12 protein-coding genes and 1 pseudogene are annotated in these 17,589 nt (G+C 41.2%); 2 read left to right on the top strand and 11 right to left on the bottom strand.

Annotated features, from left to right (window positions below):
• Positions 1–8 precede the first annotated feature (8 nt).
• Positions 9–197 (top strand): annotated as a pseudogene (locus CLIN57ABFB40_RS19110) (penicillin-binding protein); the annotation flags it as partial.
• A gap of 30 nt (positions 198–227) precedes the next feature.
• Here CLIN57ABFB40_RS19110 and CLIN57ABFB40_RS19105 read toward each other — a convergent pair.
• From CLIN57ABFB40_RS19105 to CLIN57ABFB40_RS19090, 4 genes are all read right to left on the bottom strand, one after another.
• A complete protein-coding gene (locus CLIN57ABFB40_RS19105) occupies positions 228–1,406 on the bottom strand; it encodes a hypothetical protein (RefSeq protein WP_175631505.1) in 1,179 nt (392 codons plus the stop codon).
• A 14-nt stretch (positions 1,407–1,420) separates the two neighbouring features.
• A complete protein-coding gene (locus CLIN57ABFB40_RS19100; RefSeq protein WP_175631504.1) occupies positions 1,421–2,107 on the bottom strand; it encodes a DUF4476 domain-containing protein in 687 nt (228 codons plus the stop codon).
• A 30-nt stretch (positions 2,108–2,137) separates the two neighbouring features.
• Positions 2,138–2,815: a DUF4476 domain-containing protein gene (locus tag CLIN57ABFB40_RS19095; protein ID WP_175631503.1), complete on the bottom strand. Its 678-nt coding sequence runs from the start codon at positions 2,813–2,815 to the stop codon at positions 2,138–2,140.
• Positions 2,816–2,930: 115 nt separating this feature from the next.
• Positions 2,931–3,770, bottom strand: coding sequence for a S1 RNA-binding domain-containing protein (locus tag CLIN57ABFB40_RS19090; protein ID WP_175631502.1), 840 nt, complete (start codon positions 3,768–3,770; stop codon positions 2,931–2,933).
• 186 nt (positions 3,771–3,956) lie between these two features.
• Between CLIN57ABFB40_RS19090 and CLIN57ABFB40_RS19085 the strand changes: the two genes are divergently transcribed.
• On the top strand, positions 3,957–4,958 hold the full coding sequence (locus CLIN57ABFB40_RS19085; RefSeq protein WP_175631501.1) for a malate dehydrogenase: 1,002 nt from the start codon (positions 3,957–3,959) through the stop codon (positions 4,956–4,958).
• A gap of 281 nt (positions 4,959–5,239) precedes the next feature.
• Here the strand turns inward: CLIN57ABFB40_RS19085 and CLIN57ABFB40_RS19080 are convergent, their stop codons facing one another.
• The 7 genes from CLIN57ABFB40_RS19080 to CLIN57ABFB40_RS19045 form a co-directional block, all read right to left on the bottom strand.
• Entirely contained in the window at positions 5,240–5,662 is a 423-nt protein-coding gene (locus CLIN57ABFB40_RS19080; protein WP_175631500.1) for a Fur family transcriptional regulator, read from the bottom strand.
• A 6-nt stretch (positions 5,663–5,668) separates the two neighbouring features.
• Complete coding sequence (locus CLIN57ABFB40_RS19075; protein WP_175631499.1) at positions 5,669–7,615, bottom strand: heavy metal translocating P-type ATPase; 1,947 nt, start codon at positions 7,613–7,615, stop codon at positions 5,669–5,671.
• A gap of 80 nt (positions 7,616–7,695) precedes the next feature.
• Positions 7,696–8,325, bottom strand: a complete 630-nt coding sequence (locus CLIN57ABFB40_RS19070) for a porin family protein (protein ID WP_175631498.1) — start codon at positions 8,323–8,325, stop codon at positions 7,696–7,698.
• A gap of 186 nt (positions 8,326–8,511) precedes the next feature.
• On the bottom strand, positions 8,512–8,763 hold the full coding sequence (locus CLIN57ABFB40_RS19065) for a hypothetical protein (protein WP_175631497.1): 252 nt from the start codon (positions 8,761–8,763) through the stop codon (positions 8,512–8,514).
• 17 nt (positions 8,764–8,780) lie between these two features.
• Complete coding sequence (locus CLIN57ABFB40_RS19055) at positions 8,781–13,403, bottom strand: hypothetical protein (RefSeq protein ID WP_254871841.1); 4,623 nt, start codon at positions 13,401–13,403, stop codon at positions 8,781–8,783.
• A gap of 23 nt (positions 13,404–13,426) precedes the next feature.
• On the bottom strand, positions 13,427–13,885 hold the full coding sequence (locus tag CLIN57ABFB40_RS19050; RefSeq protein ID WP_175631496.1) for a hypothetical protein: 459 nt from the start codon (positions 13,883–13,885) through the stop codon (positions 13,427–13,429).
• Positions 13,886–13,887: 2 nt separating this feature from the next.
• The gene (locus CLIN57ABFB40_RS19045) at positions 13,888–17,505 is read right to left on the bottom strand and encodes a hypothetical protein (RefSeq protein ID WP_175631495.1); all 3,618 of its coding nucleotides are present in this window, start codon (positions 17,503–17,505) and stop codon (positions 13,888–13,890) included.
• Between the last annotated feature and the right edge of the window lie 84 nt (positions 17,506–17,589).

Below are 17,589 nucleotides of genomic sequence, written 5' to 3'. Positions count from 1 at the left end.
AAATAATAAAAGGCGAACATCTGAAAGAGAATATGGAAGGCTATTATAAACTGATTGCCGGACGTCTTGCACAGAAAGGGCTGATAAGTGAAATCGAGGCGGATACAATCCGCCCCGACACCCAAGTTACGGGCAATGCCCGGAATAGTCTAGCCGACGAGAAGTCGGAGTCTAGTTCTCCTACCACCGAGGAGTAGTGATAATGATATTAATAATAAAGGAATAGGTTATCTTCTTGAACCGTTGCTTCTTTCAGATGAACGGGAAGAGCTATTACTTCTCACACTTCCAGAAGAACGTCTTTCTGTCTGTCCACTAGAAACATTGCTCCTACTGGGACTACCGCTTCGAGTAGAGCTGGAGTTGCTGCTACCACGGTTTGAACTGCTACTGTTTCTCCGACTGGAAGAGCCGTTGTTTCTTTCGGAACTGTTATTTTTACTAGAGGAACTACTTTCACTTCGTCTGCTTGAACTTCCTGTCGAACTGCTGTTTGTACGTCCGCTTTCACGATTAGAACCGGAAGTTGTCGAGTTACCACTTGCCGGTCTACGCCCGGAACTTGATGAACCGGAATTCGTTTCCGGACGACGATTGAAATGACCTTCACCTCTGTTGTTGTTTCTATCAGGCACAACGTCCTTGTTCGGTCTTTCATTCCCGGACGGCCTAGATGGTCTGGTAGAAGTGGACGGCCTATGTTCCGTTCCGGGACGAGAACCCGTTGATGTTCCGGGACGTGAAGAACTACCCGGACGTACAGCCACTCCTGGACGAGTCGGTGCATTATGCGGACGGGTGGAAGAATTCGGACGGAAATGAACCGAGCCAAAATCCGAACGGCGATAAGAGTGATATACTCTCTGATCCCTCACCCGATGCGGAGTAGAATAATGGTGGAAATTAGTATATCTGCCCCGATAATAGCTTGTATGATGAATATACGGACGATAATGTGCTCCACAATATGTACGATAATGATAAGGTACTCCAAAGTAGAACAAGCTACGATTCGGATAATTGACATAAACGCGGAAACTCCATTTTCCTCCGGTCACGTATATCGGCCGATAGAAATAATCGGCTCCCATAAAACGGCGGTATTGCACATCACTCAATACCCAGCGAAGGTCATCATTACGAATATCCAATGCTTCATAATAATCGTCCAACGCCCATTCATAACCACGTGCCACATAATCCATTATATTACGGACAGAATAAATAAAGTCGTAATTAATCTCATACGCATCATTATATTGCTGAGTACTCAGACTCAATTCATATGCCATCTTATCCGTAAGGAAACGTGTCTCCTTACGCACTTTGCTGGTGCTCATTCCAGCCATCACGGTCATACTGGCACTCAGACCGACAGCAAAGAGTAAAAACAGTATTCGTTTCATAATTCAATCTCCTATCATTTATTATTCTGATGATACTCCTTGATAAACTTACGCACTTCATCTTTATAGATATCAGAGAATAAGATATTAATCACCTTATTAAAATTCTGTTTGTCCCTTACATACGGATACATCTTCTTCATCATCTCCACCTGGTCGGGAGTATAAGAAATCTCCTTCACCATTTCCACACATTGAGCCGAAGTGACATCATGCTTTTGTAGCATCCTCTCAATCATTTTTTTCTGTTCATCATCCATTATTGTAAACTTCAACTTATCATGAAAATTTTCAAACTCCGAGTCGGACATTACCCGAATCTCTTCCACCGGATAACGGTTCGGAAAGGCTCCGATTGCAGTAACAGCCGTTGGCGAAGGGGTTACTACCGTAGTAGCGTTCATCTCCATACTTCTGTCTTTAAAAGAATCCATTCCCGATACACGCCCGTCTGTGAACTGAATCAGCACAACAGACCATCCAGCATTGGCAGTCGTTGAATAACGGCGATATTCCCATTCTTCCGAATTTCCTTCGAAACGGCGAAAGTCGGGTTCTGCTCCAAAAACATTACGAACCTCAAGCGGTGTCATTCCCTGCTGAATGCTCATCAACATTTTACCGGACATATTACTGGACGTGAAGCAAGCACTGGTCAAAAGAATCAATGACAAAAACAAAACAGCGTGTATCTTTTTCATAACGATATAGTTTTTATTAATTAGCAAATATCAGCGTCTTCCGTAGTTCTGCACAAACTCATTCATCTTATCCTTATTCGAAGAGAATGTCAGCGTAGAAATTACTGTGAAGAACGCCTCTTTATCAACAATCCGGGGATACATCATCTTCATTATCTCCATCCGATCATCATCAAAAGTATAGAGTTTCGTCAATTGGAGACATTGACCGGAAGTGAAATCCGAACTTGCCAATGCTGCATTTATCAATGCTATGCGGTCATCTTTGAAAGGTTCTTTCTTCACATTACCAAGAAATGTCTGAAAGAGTTGGTTGTCCATCACTCTGTCGTGGCGGTCGTAATTCGGGCGATGCCCTCCTTGTCCGGGACGTCCGGGTCTGTTGTCCGGGCGAATCCCGCCACGTTCATTCACCATTATCTCTTTTACACCATTTCCATTGAAATAGACACGTTCATTATATAACTTTTCTCCTTTCCATACACGCTCTCCCGGACGGGTGAAACGGGTAGCATACACTTCAATAGTATAATAGCCCGACCTCAAGTTGGCAACGAAACACGTTGTAGTCGGCAGACACATCTGATTGCCGCCAAAGTAAACAAGAATCGGTGTATTTCCACCGTCAATGCGGATTCCGCTAAGGGATTGCGCCTTCAAGGAAAGGGCAGCAAACAGTATACAGAGACTTATTATTATCCTACGCATAGCATATCTAGTTTTTATTATTAATACCTTTAATCTGATACCACAAAAATAGGGTGAGAAAACTCCCCACCCCAATGATTCTCTCTATTCGTATGTAGGGATTTCCCTATTCTATTTAGGATTCCGCCAAAGTGATGCCATCCTCATGCAGGGCAATCAAACGTTTCTTATACAAGTCACCCACTCCTTTCTTGAAGGTCTTTTTGCTCACACCGAACGTAGCATAAATATCTTCCGCAGGGCTTTTATCATTCAAGCTGATTCGCCCGCCCTGTTCTTTGATATAATCCAGCAATGTTATCGCAAAATCATCAATCTTCTCAAAGCCCGGTTTCTGAAGAATCAAGTCTACTTTGCCATCTTCGCGCACCTGCTTCACGAAAGCTTTCATTTCCATCCCTGTCTCCAGCGAACGGAATATTTCATTCTCATACAGCAGACCGCTATACTTATTATCTATAATAGCCTTAAAGCCCAAATCCGTTTTTTGCCAGATAAGGATATTCACCTCATCACCCGAAGCATACTCCGGTTTGTCTTTCGACAGATAACGCTCCACCTTTGCCGAAGCCACGATACGATAACTTTCTTCGTCCAGATGCGCATGAACCACGTATTTACGTCCCACCTGCATCTTCATCTTCTGCTCACGGAACGGCACAAACAAGTCTTTCATCAGCCCCCAATTCAAAAAAGCCCCGTATTGATTCACCCAAGACACTTCGAGACAAGCAAACTGGTCGACCTGTACGAACGGGGTCAGCGTAGTGGCAATCAACCTCTCATCCATATCCAGATAAAGAAACACATTCAAAATGTCCCCAATCTTACAATCCTCGGGCACATAGCGGGTAGGCAACAAAATCTCACCTTCTTCCCCACCGTCGAGATATACGCCGAAATCGACTTCTTTCACGACTTCAAGCTGGTTGAACTTTCCTAATTCGATGCTCATATTCTTATCTATTTATTATATAAGATACAAAGATAATCTATTTTGACCAGATCTCTCTACGAGTCAGCTATAACTTTTCGTTATCAAGCAAAACTATTTGCAATGAACAATCTGCTTTCTAATATGTTAACTTTGTAGCGGCAAAAAAGAAAAAGTAAATTATTCACCTTTTAAACATATAAGATTATGGAATTTCTAACCAACGAGAAACTTACGATTGTGGGAGCTGCCGGAATGATCGGCTCCAACATGGCACAAACAGCCATGATGATGAAACTCACTCCGAATATTTGTCTCTATGATCCATTCGCACCAGCTTTGGAAGGAGTGGCAGAAGAACTGTATCACTGCGGTTTTGAAGGTGCCAACCTCACCTATACTTCCGACATCAAGGAAGCGCTGACCGGAGCTTCTTATATTGTTTCTTCCGGTGGAGCAGCCCGCAAGGCAGGTATGACCCGCGAAGATTTGTTGAAAGGAAATGCAGAGATTGCCGCCCAATTTGGTAAAGATGTGCGTCAATACTGCCCGAATGTGAAACATATCGTTGTCATCTTCAATCCGGCAGACATTACCGGTTTGATTACCTTATTATATGCAGGTTTGAAACCTTCACAGGTTTCCACATTGGCTGCCCTTGACAGCACTCGCTTGCAAAATGAATTAGTGAAATACTTCCACATTCCTGCTTCCGACATTCAGAATTGCCGTACGTATGGCGGCCATGGAGAACAAATGGCTGTATTTGCATCTACCACCAAAATAAAAGGAGAACCCCTGACCGATCTCATCGGCACTACCCGTCTTCCGTTGACGGAATGGGAAGCACTGAAAGTACGTGTCATCCAAGGTGGAAAGCATATCATCGACCTGCGCGGCCGTTCTTCTTTCCAAAGTCCGGCTTATCTTTCCATTGAAATGATTGCTGCCGCTATGGGCGGACAACCTTTCCGCTGGCCTGCCGGAACGTATGTTTCTAACGGCAAATTCGACCATATCATGATGGCAATGGAAACTTCAATTACCAAAGACGGTGTTACTTATAAAGAAGTAGCCGGAACTCCTGCCGAACAGGAAGAACTGGAAAAGAGCTACGAACATCTGTGTAAACTTCGTGACGAAGTAATTGAAATGGGAATCATCCCAGCCATCAAGGACTGGCATGCATTGAATCCCAATATAGACTAATCAAACAATATTAGCGAAAAGCCGGAAAAGAGATGTGTTTTCTCTTTTCCGGCTTTTATTCCAATTACTCACATATACCCTACGCTTAGTCTATAAATCTTTCAAGACTCCAATTCTAATGACCATGCAAAGTTGGAGATAATTCATCAATTAAAAAAACAGACAAAATGGAAAAAGTACCTAAACTGAAGTTCCAGGTACTTAAAGTGCGAAATATAGTGCTTATCCTATCCAAATTAGTGAATGAAATAAACTCCCTATCAAAATTTATAGAATATCTGTCATTTTTGAGAAGTACATTCGGAACAAATCCCTTTTAGTACATAGTTTATGCTGTGCAAAGTAAATCCTTCAGGCAAATCAACCACCGGGATATGCGTCCCTTCCAGGCAAAATGTCTTATGGCATTTCTCACAATAGAAATGTGAATGTAAATCCTGCACCACACAATTGCAAGAGTTGTCGCAAACGGCATACTTCAACGAACCGCTTCCATCGTCTATGCTATGTATGAGGTGATGAGACAAGAAGAGAGCGATAGTACGGGAAATGGTCGATTTATCGACTGTATCCAGCAGAGTCTCCAAATCAAGCAATGATACTGCACGTTCAACCTCCATCATATTCTTTAATATGAGAAGCCTTATTGCTGTCGGCTTGATATCTCTCCGCGCCAACTTATCCAAATAAATATTCTCTTCCATAATCTCTTACTTTATCATTTTCTGTATTCTTACAGCATTCATAATAGCGAGCAACGCAACACCTACATCTGCAAAAACTGCTTCCCAAAGGGTAGCGATTCCACCGGCTCCCAATATCAGTACGAGCAGCTTTACTCCGAATGCCAGCGAAACGTTCTGCCAGACAATCTTGCGCGTCAATTTTCCTACCTTGATGGCTTCGGCTACTTTTGAAGGTTGGTCTGTCTGTATCACAACATCGGCTGTTTCAATCGCTGCATCGCTACCCAATCCGCCCATGGCAATACCAACGTGACTTAAAGCAAGCACCGGTGCGTCATTCATTCCATCACCGACAAATGCAATCTGATTCGTCCCGTCCTGCCGCAGTTCTTCCAAATGCCGCACTTTTCCTTCCGGCAACAAATCTCCATAAGCACTTTTGATACCGAGCTTTTCCGCAAAGTTAGTAACAATACTCTGTTTATCACCGGATAATATCTGAATGTTTTTGATATGCAACATTTTTAAATCATCAATAGCTTTCTTTGCATCCTCTTTCAATGTATCAGCTAATAACAAATAACCAGCATAGTCTGTTCCAATGGCGCAGACTACAATCGTATCGGTAATCTGTAATAATTCTGCCGGATATTTGATATTAAATTTGGATAGTAAACGACAGTTTCCAACCAATACCGGAGTTCCGTTAATCATTGCCTCCAAACCGAATCCGGCAAATTCTCTTGTACCGGTGACAGGTAGCAGTTCTACGTTTTGTAGCTTTGCATAGTTCACTATGGCTTTAGCAATCGGATGGGTACTGTTGCTTTCTACCGAAGCAACCATCTTAATCAATTCTTTTTCTTTAATACCGGATGCGGATTTACATTCTTGCACTTCAAAAGTTCCCTGAGTCAGCGTTCCCGTTTTATCAAATACAACCGTATTGATTTTAGTGATTGCATCCAGATAATTACCGCCTTTGAATAAGATTCCCAACCGGGAAGCAGCTCCGATGCCACCAAAATATCCCAACGGAATACTTACTACCAAAGCACACGGGCACGAAATCACCAGAAAGACGAGAGCCCTGTACAGCCAGTCATTAAACACATACGCAAACTGATTATCAATGAATGAATAAACAAACGGAAAGAGTACGATTAATACCGCCAGTCCTATAACAATAGGTGTGTAGATGCGTGCAAATTTACGGATAAACAATTCTGCCGGAGCTTTTCGTTCCGAAGCATTTTGCACAAGTTCCAATATTCGGGCAAGCGCACTCTTATCGAATGGTCTTGTCACCTTGATTCGAATCACTTTATCCGTCACAATCATTCCGGCAAGCACTTCTTCGCCTTCGTGAATATTACGGGGGACACTTTCACCTGTCAATGCCGCCGTATTAAAAGCGGCAACTTCGTTGAGCATCACTCCGTCCAAAGGGACTCTCTCGCCCGATTTTATCTCTATAATCTCGCCGACCTTTACATTCGTCGGACTTTCTGTAATCAGACTGTTATCTCTCAGTACCAAAACCTTCTCCGGCCTTACATCCAATAAAGCGCCGATATTGCGTTTTGCTTTATCAACCGCCTTGTCTTGAAACAGTTCGCCGATGGTATAAAACAGCATCACGGCTACCCCCTCCGGGTATTCGCCAATATAGAAAGCTCCGATTGTGGCAACAATCATTAGAGTAAACTCACTGAAGTAGTCTTTCTCTTTTATGCTCTCCCACGCTTCTTTCATAACAGAGAATCCGACCGGAATATAAGCTACAATATACCAGATTAAAGTTACATACTCTTTATGAAAAAAAGAGAAACCCAGGGCATTCATTATAATACCACTTATCAGCAATATAAATGAAAGCCCTGCTTTCCAGTATTCTTGAAATATAGAATTTTTAACTTCAACTTCCTTTTCTGATGCACATCCGTGTGCACAGCAACTACAATGTCCCATATCTTTCATCTTTTAGTTGCTGCAAAGGTAGTGAATGATTCGTGCAACAAAGTTGCAAAAAGAATATCTACTGTCTATTTTTAGAACATATATCCTAATGAAATCATCAGGTTTCTGTTCTTCATTCCTAAATCTTTTTGCACATCAATCAAACCGAAATCGTAACTTATGGCAACTTGATATTTCTTACTGAACTCAACACCGGCTTTCAGTCCAAGACCAAAATCGAATCGTTTTAATCCGTCATCGCCAAATATATCTTCGGATGCAGAGTTAGTACCCAACTCTCCTAAATCGGCAATATTACCGTCAACTTTTGCTTTAGCCTTTCCAAACAAGCCGACAGCAATGTAAGGACCCACATTACCAAATAATGCAAAGTCATCATTTACTGCATATTTATAACCAACATGTACCGGGACCTCCAAATAATACGGATTAAATTTAATACTTGCAATTGAACCACCATCAATCTTCGCACCTTTTAATGTCAGTAACGCTGCAAAATCCATATATGCCCCGCTCGCTTCCTGAGACAACCCTAATTCGGCTTTTACACCTGCATGAAAACCTATCCTGCTGTCAAATCCGGTAATAGTGTATTTACTGACATTCATACCTGCCATCACACCCCATTTCAGATTATCCTGCGCGTTGATACTTACTACGCTTATCGCTACTAAAGCGAAAAATAACAAAACCTTTTTCATAAGAATAAATAATTTAATTATTGTTTAGAAATCATGAACTGCAAATATAATAAAACAAGTTTAATATATTATGGAAAATAAGTAATTTCTCTACAATAAAAAGACTTATATAACACAATAATGATAGTCATCAAATAAAAGAAAAGGCTGACATAATCTGCCAGCCCCAATAACAAACATTACCAGCTATTCCAACATAGCCATAACGGCTTCTTGAACAAATGCAACAAAGCCTGTCTTCACATAACTCTTAATACATTCCACTTGCTCTTGTGTTAATTCAACTTCCCCTTTCTTATAAATTTCCCGGGCAAGTTCCAATTCACCCAAATCTGCCGTTTTCTGATAAATCGCGTTACCTAACATTTTTGCAATATCTACGGTACTGTTATTTCCTTCGATATCTTTCACCTGAATTTTTCTAAAGTCTATTCTCATTATATTTTACCCAATGATTAAAAAGCATTTCGACCGACAATTATTACCGAAAAAGTATCATCTTCAAGAGTACCACTCCTAGCTCTTACATATACAACAAAATAGTTATCATATATTTCCTGAACATTAATAAAGTTCCAATCACTCACCATTGAAACCAGAGGTATATAATCAGTCCTTCCTAAATTATGAGTTATAACATAAACTCCGGCAGACCTCTTATACGAACTGAAGGCGGGAGTTCCGTTTCCCCATTGGCATTCCATCCCTCCACCACCATTTATTCGCGCGGCCCTGAGTATTCCCGGTCCATTCCAAATTTCCCCATTACGCTGACCGAAAACATGACTGCCATAAGATTCAATTGCAGATTTTGCCCCATTGCCAATTACATACAATGCTGTTTTATTACCTCCTGCACTAATATTGATCCCAGCCCCTTTATCATTTCTGATTTGAAGAAGTGCCGCACTTTCATTGCGCAATCCGTATTCATTTATTCTAAAAAAGCGAGAACCACTATCAGTGCCAATTTCAATAGCACCAGTTGAATCTACAGAAGTTAGTTTACTTCCTTCTATTTTAAATCCTCCTATTCTCGCTCCTGTTTTCACCTCCAAATTCTCCGTATACAAATTCTTAGCATCAATCATCGGCACCCCATTCACCTCCTTGAACATAGCAATCTCTACTCCCGAATTACTTCGGATAAGAGTTCTATCAGCTGTCAGCACTATTTTACGATTAGAGATATCAATACCGGTTTTCAATAATTCTTTCGCAAACACTCCTAACTTTTTGATTGATACATTTCGAATATATCCTGTTCCGCCTACACCTCCCAAAGCTGTTACCTTAAAAGTAGGGACAGATGAAATATTTCGAACTTTAAAGGTTTGGGATATAGTCTGCCAACTATTCAATTCCTTAGCAAGGAATGTTTTCTGACCACCATTAGCTTCAATTTCATAAGATACTGTTAAATTCGCAGTATCAGCATAAACATCAAAATCAAGTTGATACTCGTCATCCACACCCATCTCTGCAATATAACGAGGAATATTGACCGAAGTATATACGGAACGGTCTGAATATATTTCCTGAGCATAACCCGAAAGCAAACGATACCAACCACAATCACTTCCGGTATCATTCGAACTATCTTTTCTATAACCCACTATTACAAAATGTTGTCCTGCTGTAGGAACCGTAATTGAAACCGTCTTTGCGTTTGTTCCAGTTCCCGATACTCGATCCTGATAATTAGAATATGAAGCATTTGCATCATCCACTTTTCCAACAAAAAGCCAATCATAATTAGATTCGGAACTAGCCTTAATTTCAAAGTTCACCACAGTATTTACAGCATTTGTATAAAACAAGACCTTCTCACGAGTAACCTGATTGTGAGTTATGACAGGAGATTTGCGATAAGCCCCATCTACAGTCCATGCTCCATAACTATCCATATTCACATATTCTACACTCACAGATTTCCGATAACGTGTCCTAAGCTCAAAAACCGGAAAATCAAATCGTGTCGTATTCAAATGTGCATGATACCCTTTCTCCGGATTAGCGACACTTGCATCATAATCACCCCATCCTACCGCAGAAACAGTACCATTAAGACTCTCATCCCATCCCGGGTGTACTTCTTCCTGTTCGGCATAATCACTATTAGGAACTAGGTTATCGCCTCCCTTCATAGTGTCTTGAAGTGCATTTTCAATACCGCCCACCGAGAATTCCAATCCGTCCGGATCTACCAGCCGCCCGTCTGCAGTCAGTTCCAGCCCACTCACATTATGCTTAATCGCTCCTTTTGTCATTTCCCAGCCTTGTGTCTTATTCTGATCACCTACAAATATAGAAGAAGAGCCCAACACATCAATAGAAGCATTTTCCGCAAGCATGACCTGAGTAGCCACATTGACAAATTCATTAAAATTACTCCATTGCGAAGAATCAAAAACAGCACCCGAGGTATGGGAAACTTTACAAACATAACTGTTACCATCATAAATTACCGTATCCCGATACATGGCGTCATTTACATAATCAACTCCAGTTTGCCATATCCCACGGGGGCGAAGCAGGCTCCCATCCTTACCGTCTATACCTTTCCTTACAAGTAGTTTCCAGTCAGCAGCATCTTCCGCCGGTTCCTGTTCCGTCGGATTCTCAGAGATACAAAGCCATGTACTTCCGTTATACACCACCTCATCATAATAAAAGTAGGAACTTCCTGCTACATATTCACCTTTAAAACAGGGAACTGGCGCTTCTGTCACACCATCAGAAGATAATTGCCTGATTGTTCCTGTCAGATACACATTACGCAGATAGGCACTATGTCCTTCCATATTGATACCAAACAGTTTCAAGTTCGACAAATCCCCCAACTGCATCACAATGCAATCTTTTGTAATCTCCCAGTTATTGACTCCCGACAAATAACGTTTATAACTTTGTGTCTCATAACTGGAACACTGCCTAGAAAGATTCGTAAAATTGCCATAACAAACAAAATGCATCAATGCACACGGATGATGCGTCGTTCCGTCACGAAGCACATAAGCAAACGTAGCCTCATCCACTATCTCCGTAACCCGGAAGTAAACCGTCTGAAAACCTGTCGCATCATTAAAGGTAGCCTTACAAATATCATCTACTGCCACCGAGGCAACCTCCCCCGGCTCAAGTTTCAACCTAATCCGGCAATTTTCTTCATCCACAGAAGCAATAATGCCACCTCCCGAAGCATTCCAACGTTCCCCACTGACCACTTCGACCCGGTTATATCGCAACTCGTCCGATTCCAGAAAGCCACGAACACGCACATTACCAAATTCCGCATCACCAGAAGGAGAAATCAGCCATCCCAAAAACTTTTCAGCATAATCATAGGAAGAAACAGTACCGGAGAATGAAGCTTCCTTACCTACCAGTTTATCAAGAATATGCATGATTTGAGTAGTGACTTCCGTTGCGGTAAGCGTATCGGTTGTCAATCCTCCCGTTACCGAAAGCCCTTGTTCTATAAGTAACCCGCCTAAGAGTTTAAGAAAATAATTGCTTTCATCCGGACGCAGCTTGCTGATGGCACGTTCATCAATTTCTTTCCGAGAACGCAAAGATGAAAACACATCATAATTGGTCGGAGTCTTTGTATCCCAAGTTTTCAACACTTCAACAATAGCCTGCTTGAAATTCTCGGCCACTACATACTTCAAGTCATTCAGCCCTGTATCAATGCTTTTCTTCCAGCCCTTCCCTACCTTATTCGTACATTCGATAGTAGCGCCGGACAAATTATCGAGTTTACGTGAGATTCTCGTTATACGTGTATCCTTGTATCCCGTCTCACCGAAATACTCGTTACTCAACAATCGGACACGTTGCCCCGGAACGAGAGGTACCTGATTGGCATCCACGTAAATATAATCCATGTCACAACGATAAATAATCGTGTCGACACTTCCCTTTTGCAGATAATCACGCACGGCGGCTTCATATTCCTTTTCAGCCTGCGTATAATACTCATCGGGCATACTGATATTCCACAAGATGTATTCATCACCAGACGCAGGAATTATATGACCGCCCGGAATCTGTGTCCTCTCGTCAGGAAACGTAGTGATAATCTCAAATTCACGCGTACTACTATTATAGTTCACTTCAAAATCACGCCCGTTCAATTCACCACTCAGAAAACTGACATGTTTCACCAAACCGGGAAGTTCATAATCATTCGGATTGAAATTCAATCCCTTATCCTTGAAGTAATAAACTGTATACGCTCCATTCTCATTCTTCTTCTCAGCATAGCGGACGTCAGACACTTTGCCGACACGTTTGGGGTAAATTTCGGAGAAAGCAGCTTCCTCCACCTGTTCATATAATCCATAATGAATATTTTGTTCTACATACTTTTGCCGCCCGGGAAGTTGCAACCGGGAAAAGCCATATTTACTCCGGTCAATATTGCGGGTACTGCCCAAAGGAATCAACCGGGTAAAGAATTTCACATCATTGCTGTTTTCAGCAAGCGCCATCTTAGTCAGTCCTTGTCCGTAGCCAAGGCTTACTGCATCTCCACGTTCACAACGGGTCAAGTTTACATGATGTCCGTCTATCCACCATTCCGTTTCAAAAGTCTCGGCAATCATGCCAAGAGCATCCCAACAATTCACGTTGTTGTATTCAATGTTTCGTTTGCCGTTGTCAACAACTTCACCCACTTTCCATGTGTCAGAGCCGTCGATACGGTTCAAATTATCCACCACTTTCTGCAGATGGGCCGCCGCATTATTATCCAGTGAAAACTGGGATTCAAACTGTCCGTCTGTCAGATTCAACATCTTCACCCGTTCCGCATCATGCTCCGGTCCGTAGAAATGCATACTGTAACTGTACTCCAACGTACTATTCTGCTGTGGTCGATACTCGCTACGAATAGTAAAACGGATGCCCGCAACTTCCATATAGTCATTGACCGAGAAAGTCAAAAGTTCAGGAGACGTAAAACTGACCGAAAGACTATTTTCTGACATCAGTTCATGACTCCAGGTACAGGAAGAAGAGGCAGGAGCGGTAAATTTCAAAATACCTTCTCCATCATAAATATTTAACTCCATAAGTCATTTCATTTTTTCAATTATTATACACTCGGAACCGGTTCCCGCAACTTAACTTTAAAACGTGCAGCATACAAGCCATCCTTTTCGAGGAAAGTCAGTTGGTCATAACTGCTGCATTCCTTATAATACATCCGGTACGTCTTATCAATTTCCGGCAATCGTATCTGAAGCCATCCGCTTTTGAGAAGATTGACAAAACCGGTATAACGCTCCAACCAATTCTGCGTTGTCTCCGCTACGATAGCAAAATACAAAGTCACATCCCGAGCCTCGAATCTCGGTTGAGGCAATACTTCCGGCAATTCTTCACCATCCCGTTCGCGATAAACGACGGTAGGATAATCCTTCATGGAAGGCGGCTTGAGTAATGCCGAGTAGTTACTATAATCACCTTGCTTGTCCTCTGTAAGGAAAGCTCCATACTGTAGATACACATCCTGATTATTGATAAGCAATAATCCTTCTAAAATCTTTTCCATAATTATTTCATTTTAATTCCATCACGTTTCAATTCCGATATATCTGCTGCCATCTGTTCCAAATGGTAACAGTAGCCTGTATTGCGTACAATAGCAACCAATGAGTCCGATGCTTCGTACATGGAACGGCTGATATCAAAAACAATAGTATCTATACTACTCACATGATCCTGAACAGAGGTGAATAATCCTTCGAGTTTTGTTCCTTGCTCTTGAGACATGGTGGTGAAGGAGCCGGAGCGACCGGACTGATCGGAATCAGTTTGTTCCCATATATTAAATCCCCTTTTTTTTGCTTCAGCCTGCCAATTCTCCATAAAATCCTGTGCATCATCCATTCTACTTCCAATAGTAGCATAAAAATACCCCAATACATTCATAGCATCATTAGCAATCTCTTTTTCCGACTTCCCACTACCATAAACAGCTTCCAAATCTTTTTGTAATTCATCAAACTTATCCGCAAAGAAAAGAGAATAAGCAATCTGCTTACCGAGATTCTCTAGAACTTCTGCACCTTTGTCGCCAAATATCTCCCAAGCATCAGTTCCTGATTGAATTGCAGTAGTTATACTTTCAAGCATACCATCACCAAGACTCCCAAAAGTATCTTGTATATAATTATGCAATTCCTCTTGTGCTTTTTCCGCTTGCTCTTGTAAATTCACTAAACTTTGTAGTGTAGCCTTGTTAACATCACTCATAGTCTGAGTATTGAGTATTGTCTTAGCACGTTCAATATTTAGTTTATGCTCTCCATCTATCAAATCCGGATAGACATCCAATACTCCTGAGTAAATATCCTTCCCTTTTCCCCAACCAAAAAGTCCCGTTTTCTTATGTCCGGTTTTAATAGTAATACTAGCTAAAGCTCCTATCCCCTGTTTATATTCATCCATTCTCTTTTTAAAACTGCCACTAATACCTCCAAACAGTCTTTCCATTCCTGTCATTTTGGGCGCTTCTCCTTGTAACTCACTTTGATATTGCTTTATTGAATCACGGTAAACATCTATTGCCCGAGCAGCTTTTGCTATTCTACGTTCTCCAAAGTCATTCGTAGCTTCTTTCATCAATAGATTTTGTTGAAGCAACAACAAATTATACTCACGTTGCATCGCCAGCTTATTAGTTGCCACTTCCGCCAACACTTCCTGATGTCTTCTTTCAGCAGACGATCCCATCGAAAAAATAGAGGTTATCATCTGCACGGCAGTGCCAATAATAGCTAGTATGACAGACGCTTTCTCTACCGTTTTTATTCCTTCAGCCGCTCCTACACTCAATTTTTGTACTCCATTAATCATAGCAATCGCTCCACCTGCGATATTACTAGCTGCTTGCAAAACATTCTTTGTACTATCATCCAGAAAATCCATCGAATTGATCATATTATCAATTTCTTCTTTGCACTTCCTGATAGCTTCTCCATTCTTGTGCCATTTCGTTTGCGTATCCGGCCCCTTTACATCTTCTTCTGCCCGAAGTTGCGCAATCTGAGCAGTCATAGCAGCTACCTTAGCTCGCGCCACTGCAGTTTGTTTACTATCTTGCCCATTAGACGCATCACTTTCGGCCAAAGCATCCTGTGCTTGTAACAGAGCTCGCTGAAGTTCATCCAAACTCATATTGGTAATCTGTCCCATGAGTGCACGAAAGTGTACATCCTTTTCCGCCAAAGTGCGATCCAATTCTCCTAAAGCTGCCGTCTTTGCTTCTTCTGCAATAAGAATAGCATCTTCAATTTGTGCATCTTTTTCAGCAGTGCCATCTTTTGTACCTCTAAGTTTCCGAATATCTTCATTGTATTTCTCTTCTATTTCTAAACGCTGTTCAGCAAGAGTACGATAAGGAGCCAATTGTTGGGCTAAATTTTCCGTATCTCTATCTTTAATTGCTTGCTCTTTAAATTTATATTTTTTAGTGACAGCACCTGTTTCATTCTCAACTTGTGTGTCTACCTCTTTCTTTTTCTCCTTCAAATCAACATCAAGACCTTTCTCTTTCATTCGCCGATAAAGTTCCATTTGTCTCTCTGCACTTCTTTTAATTTGCGCCAGCTCTTGTTCCTTGCCTAAATTCAATTGTTTCAATTCTTTTTCCTGACCTTCTGCCAAAGCTGCTATTTCTAATTCCTGAAATCTCCAGCGCGCCCTCATTTCGGCTTCTTCGTTCTCCTGAATCAATGCTTCTTGCTCTCTCTTGAGTGCAGAATTATCGTTCTTTTTGCCTATTATAGCATCTAATTTAGCTTGTTCTATTAAGATTTCAGTTTCCAAACGCTCATAATCACTATTACTTGTTACTCTTTCCTGTGCCTGTCTTTTCGAGGAAATGGAAGCTTTTATCTCTGCAATTGATCCTTTAATCGGTATATTTGCAGGTTTTATTCCTGCCATTCCAAGCAAAGATTGTATTTCATCGGAAATTCCAAGGTACTGCTGCATATATTTTTTAAACTCCACCAATAAATCGTCCACTTCATTTTTCAGTTTTGTTTTCTTCGGATTATCAACAGTCTTTGTTTCCCATTTCCCATCCAACATATTATCCCCTTCATTCCAAGTAGGAATTATTTTTTGGGCAGGAGTACTGTCTATTTCCATCATTTTTTCAATTGCTTTCTTATACTTATCAGTAGCGAGTTCCATTATTGCTGCAGCATTTGCTCTCAACATAAGGCTATTAATAAATACATCTTTTTGTGCACCAAAAAGATTTTCAGCTTCAACTACATCGTTTATCGAAGCTCCCAAACGTTGAAAAGCCTCCTGGTTATTATCTATGTATTTTTGCTTCGCATCCAAAGAATCTCCCAATTTATCATATTCAGCCGCCATCTTTTGGAATTCAACAACAGATGAAGCTGACAAATCCGCCACCCGCTTACGAAAAGTTTCATCCGCTTTAGCTGCTTCTTCTTGAGAAGAGCTATATCTATCCCACAATAAAATAAGCCCTGTAATAACAACTGACAAACCTAATGTCAAAGTAGCCATCAAAGCCTGTGCAGCAACGGTCGATATCCCTAAGGAAGTCGCCAGAGCAGCATTCGCCGCCGTTAACATTTCCTTTGCCCTTACCAATAAAACAGTACTAAAATAACTGCTATGATTCAATACATTTGCAATTTTTTGTAGCCCATTAGTAATAGCAAGCATAGCTTGCAGTTTTGCCTGTATTTGAATTAACTTAGATTGCTCACCTCCAAATAAAGACGAAGTATTAATAGCGACACCCATTATTGCATTCAGTCCTTCTAATCCTTCTTTTGCCGCTGTCAACTGTTTATTACCTTCATTCTTTGAAACAGTCGGCATTATATTCATACGGTTGCCGGTATCCTGCGCTTGTCCCGCCAACGAAGAAAGATCTTTCTTCAGCAAGTTTATTTCTTCACGTAAAACTTTAAGCATTGCCAAATTATCAGTCTGATCTTTTCCGACGCGCATCGCTCTTTCGAATGCTACTTGCATTGAAGAGAGACTAGTCTCAATAGCATTAATCTGCTTATTAAAACTACTAATATAAGTACTCATCTCAATCACATTTTCCCGTAGGGACTGCATCCCCTCCCGAACGCTGTCTCTCATAATTATTTCCAAATCTATTGAGTTCATTGAATCACATTTTAAATTAATATTTATAATATGAAACAAACATACGAGAAGGTAAACATATTAACAAATAAGTGTGCAATGCTT

It is taken from the genome of Bacteroides acidifaciens (assembly GCF_903181435.1).
Taxonomy (GTDB): Bacteria; Bacteroidota; Bacteroidia; order Bacteroidales; family Bacteroidaceae; genus Bacteroides.
The sequence above is the reverse complement of the archived record's forward strand: the minus strand, read 5'-3'. Positions and strand labels throughout refer to the sequence as shown.

Bases quoted from the DNA above. Each gene is read 5' to 3' on its own strand.
- CLIN57ABFB40_RS19070 (WP_175631498.1), bottom strand. From the start codon at position 8,325: ATGAAAAAGGTTTTGTTATTTTTCGCTTTAGTAGCGATAAGCGTAGTA.
- CLIN57ABFB40_RS19050 (WP_175631496.1), bottom strand. From the start codon at position 13,885: ATGGAAAAGATTTTAGAAGGATTATTGCTTATCAATAATCAGGATGTG.
- CLIN57ABFB40_RS19065 (WP_175631497.1), bottom strand. From the start codon at position 8,763: ATGAGAATAGACTTTAGAAAAATTCAGGTGAAAGATATCGAAGGAAAT.
- CLIN57ABFB40_RS19095 (WP_175631503.1), bottom strand. From the start codon at position 2,815: ATGCGTAGGATAATAATAAGTCTCTGTATACTGTTTGCTGCCCTTTCC.
- CLIN57ABFB40_RS19090 (WP_175631502.1), bottom strand. From the start codon at position 3,770: ATGAGCATCGAATTAGGAAAGTTCAACCAGCTTGAAGTCGTGAAAGAA.
- CLIN57ABFB40_RS19080 (WP_175631500.1), bottom strand. From the start codon at position 5,662: ATGGAAGAGAATATTTATTTGGATAAGTTGGCGCGGAGAGATATCAAG.
- CLIN57ABFB40_RS19100 (WP_175631504.1), bottom strand. From the start codon at position 2,107: ATGAAAAAGATACACGCTGTTTTGTTTTTGTCATTGATTCTTTTGACC.
- CLIN57ABFB40_RS19045 (WP_175631495.1), bottom strand. From the start codon at position 17,505: ATGAACTCAATAGATTTGGAAATAATTATGAGAGACAGCGTTCGGGAG.
- CLIN57ABFB40_RS19105 (WP_175631505.1), bottom strand. From the start codon at position 1,406: ATGAAACGAATACTGTTTTTACTCTTTGCTGTCGGTCTGAGTGCCAGT.
- CLIN57ABFB40_RS19075 (WP_175631499.1), bottom strand. From the start codon at position 7,615: ATGGGACATTGTAGTTGCTGTGCACACGGATGTGCATCAGAAAAGGAA.
- CLIN57ABFB40_RS19055 (WP_254871841.1), bottom strand. From the start codon at position 13,403: ATGGAGTTAAATATTTATGATGGAGAAGGTATTTTGAAATTTACCGCT.
- CLIN57ABFB40_RS19085 (WP_175631501.1), top strand. From the start codon at position 3,957: ATGGAATTTCTAACCAACGAGAAACTTACGATTGTGGGAGCTGCCGGA.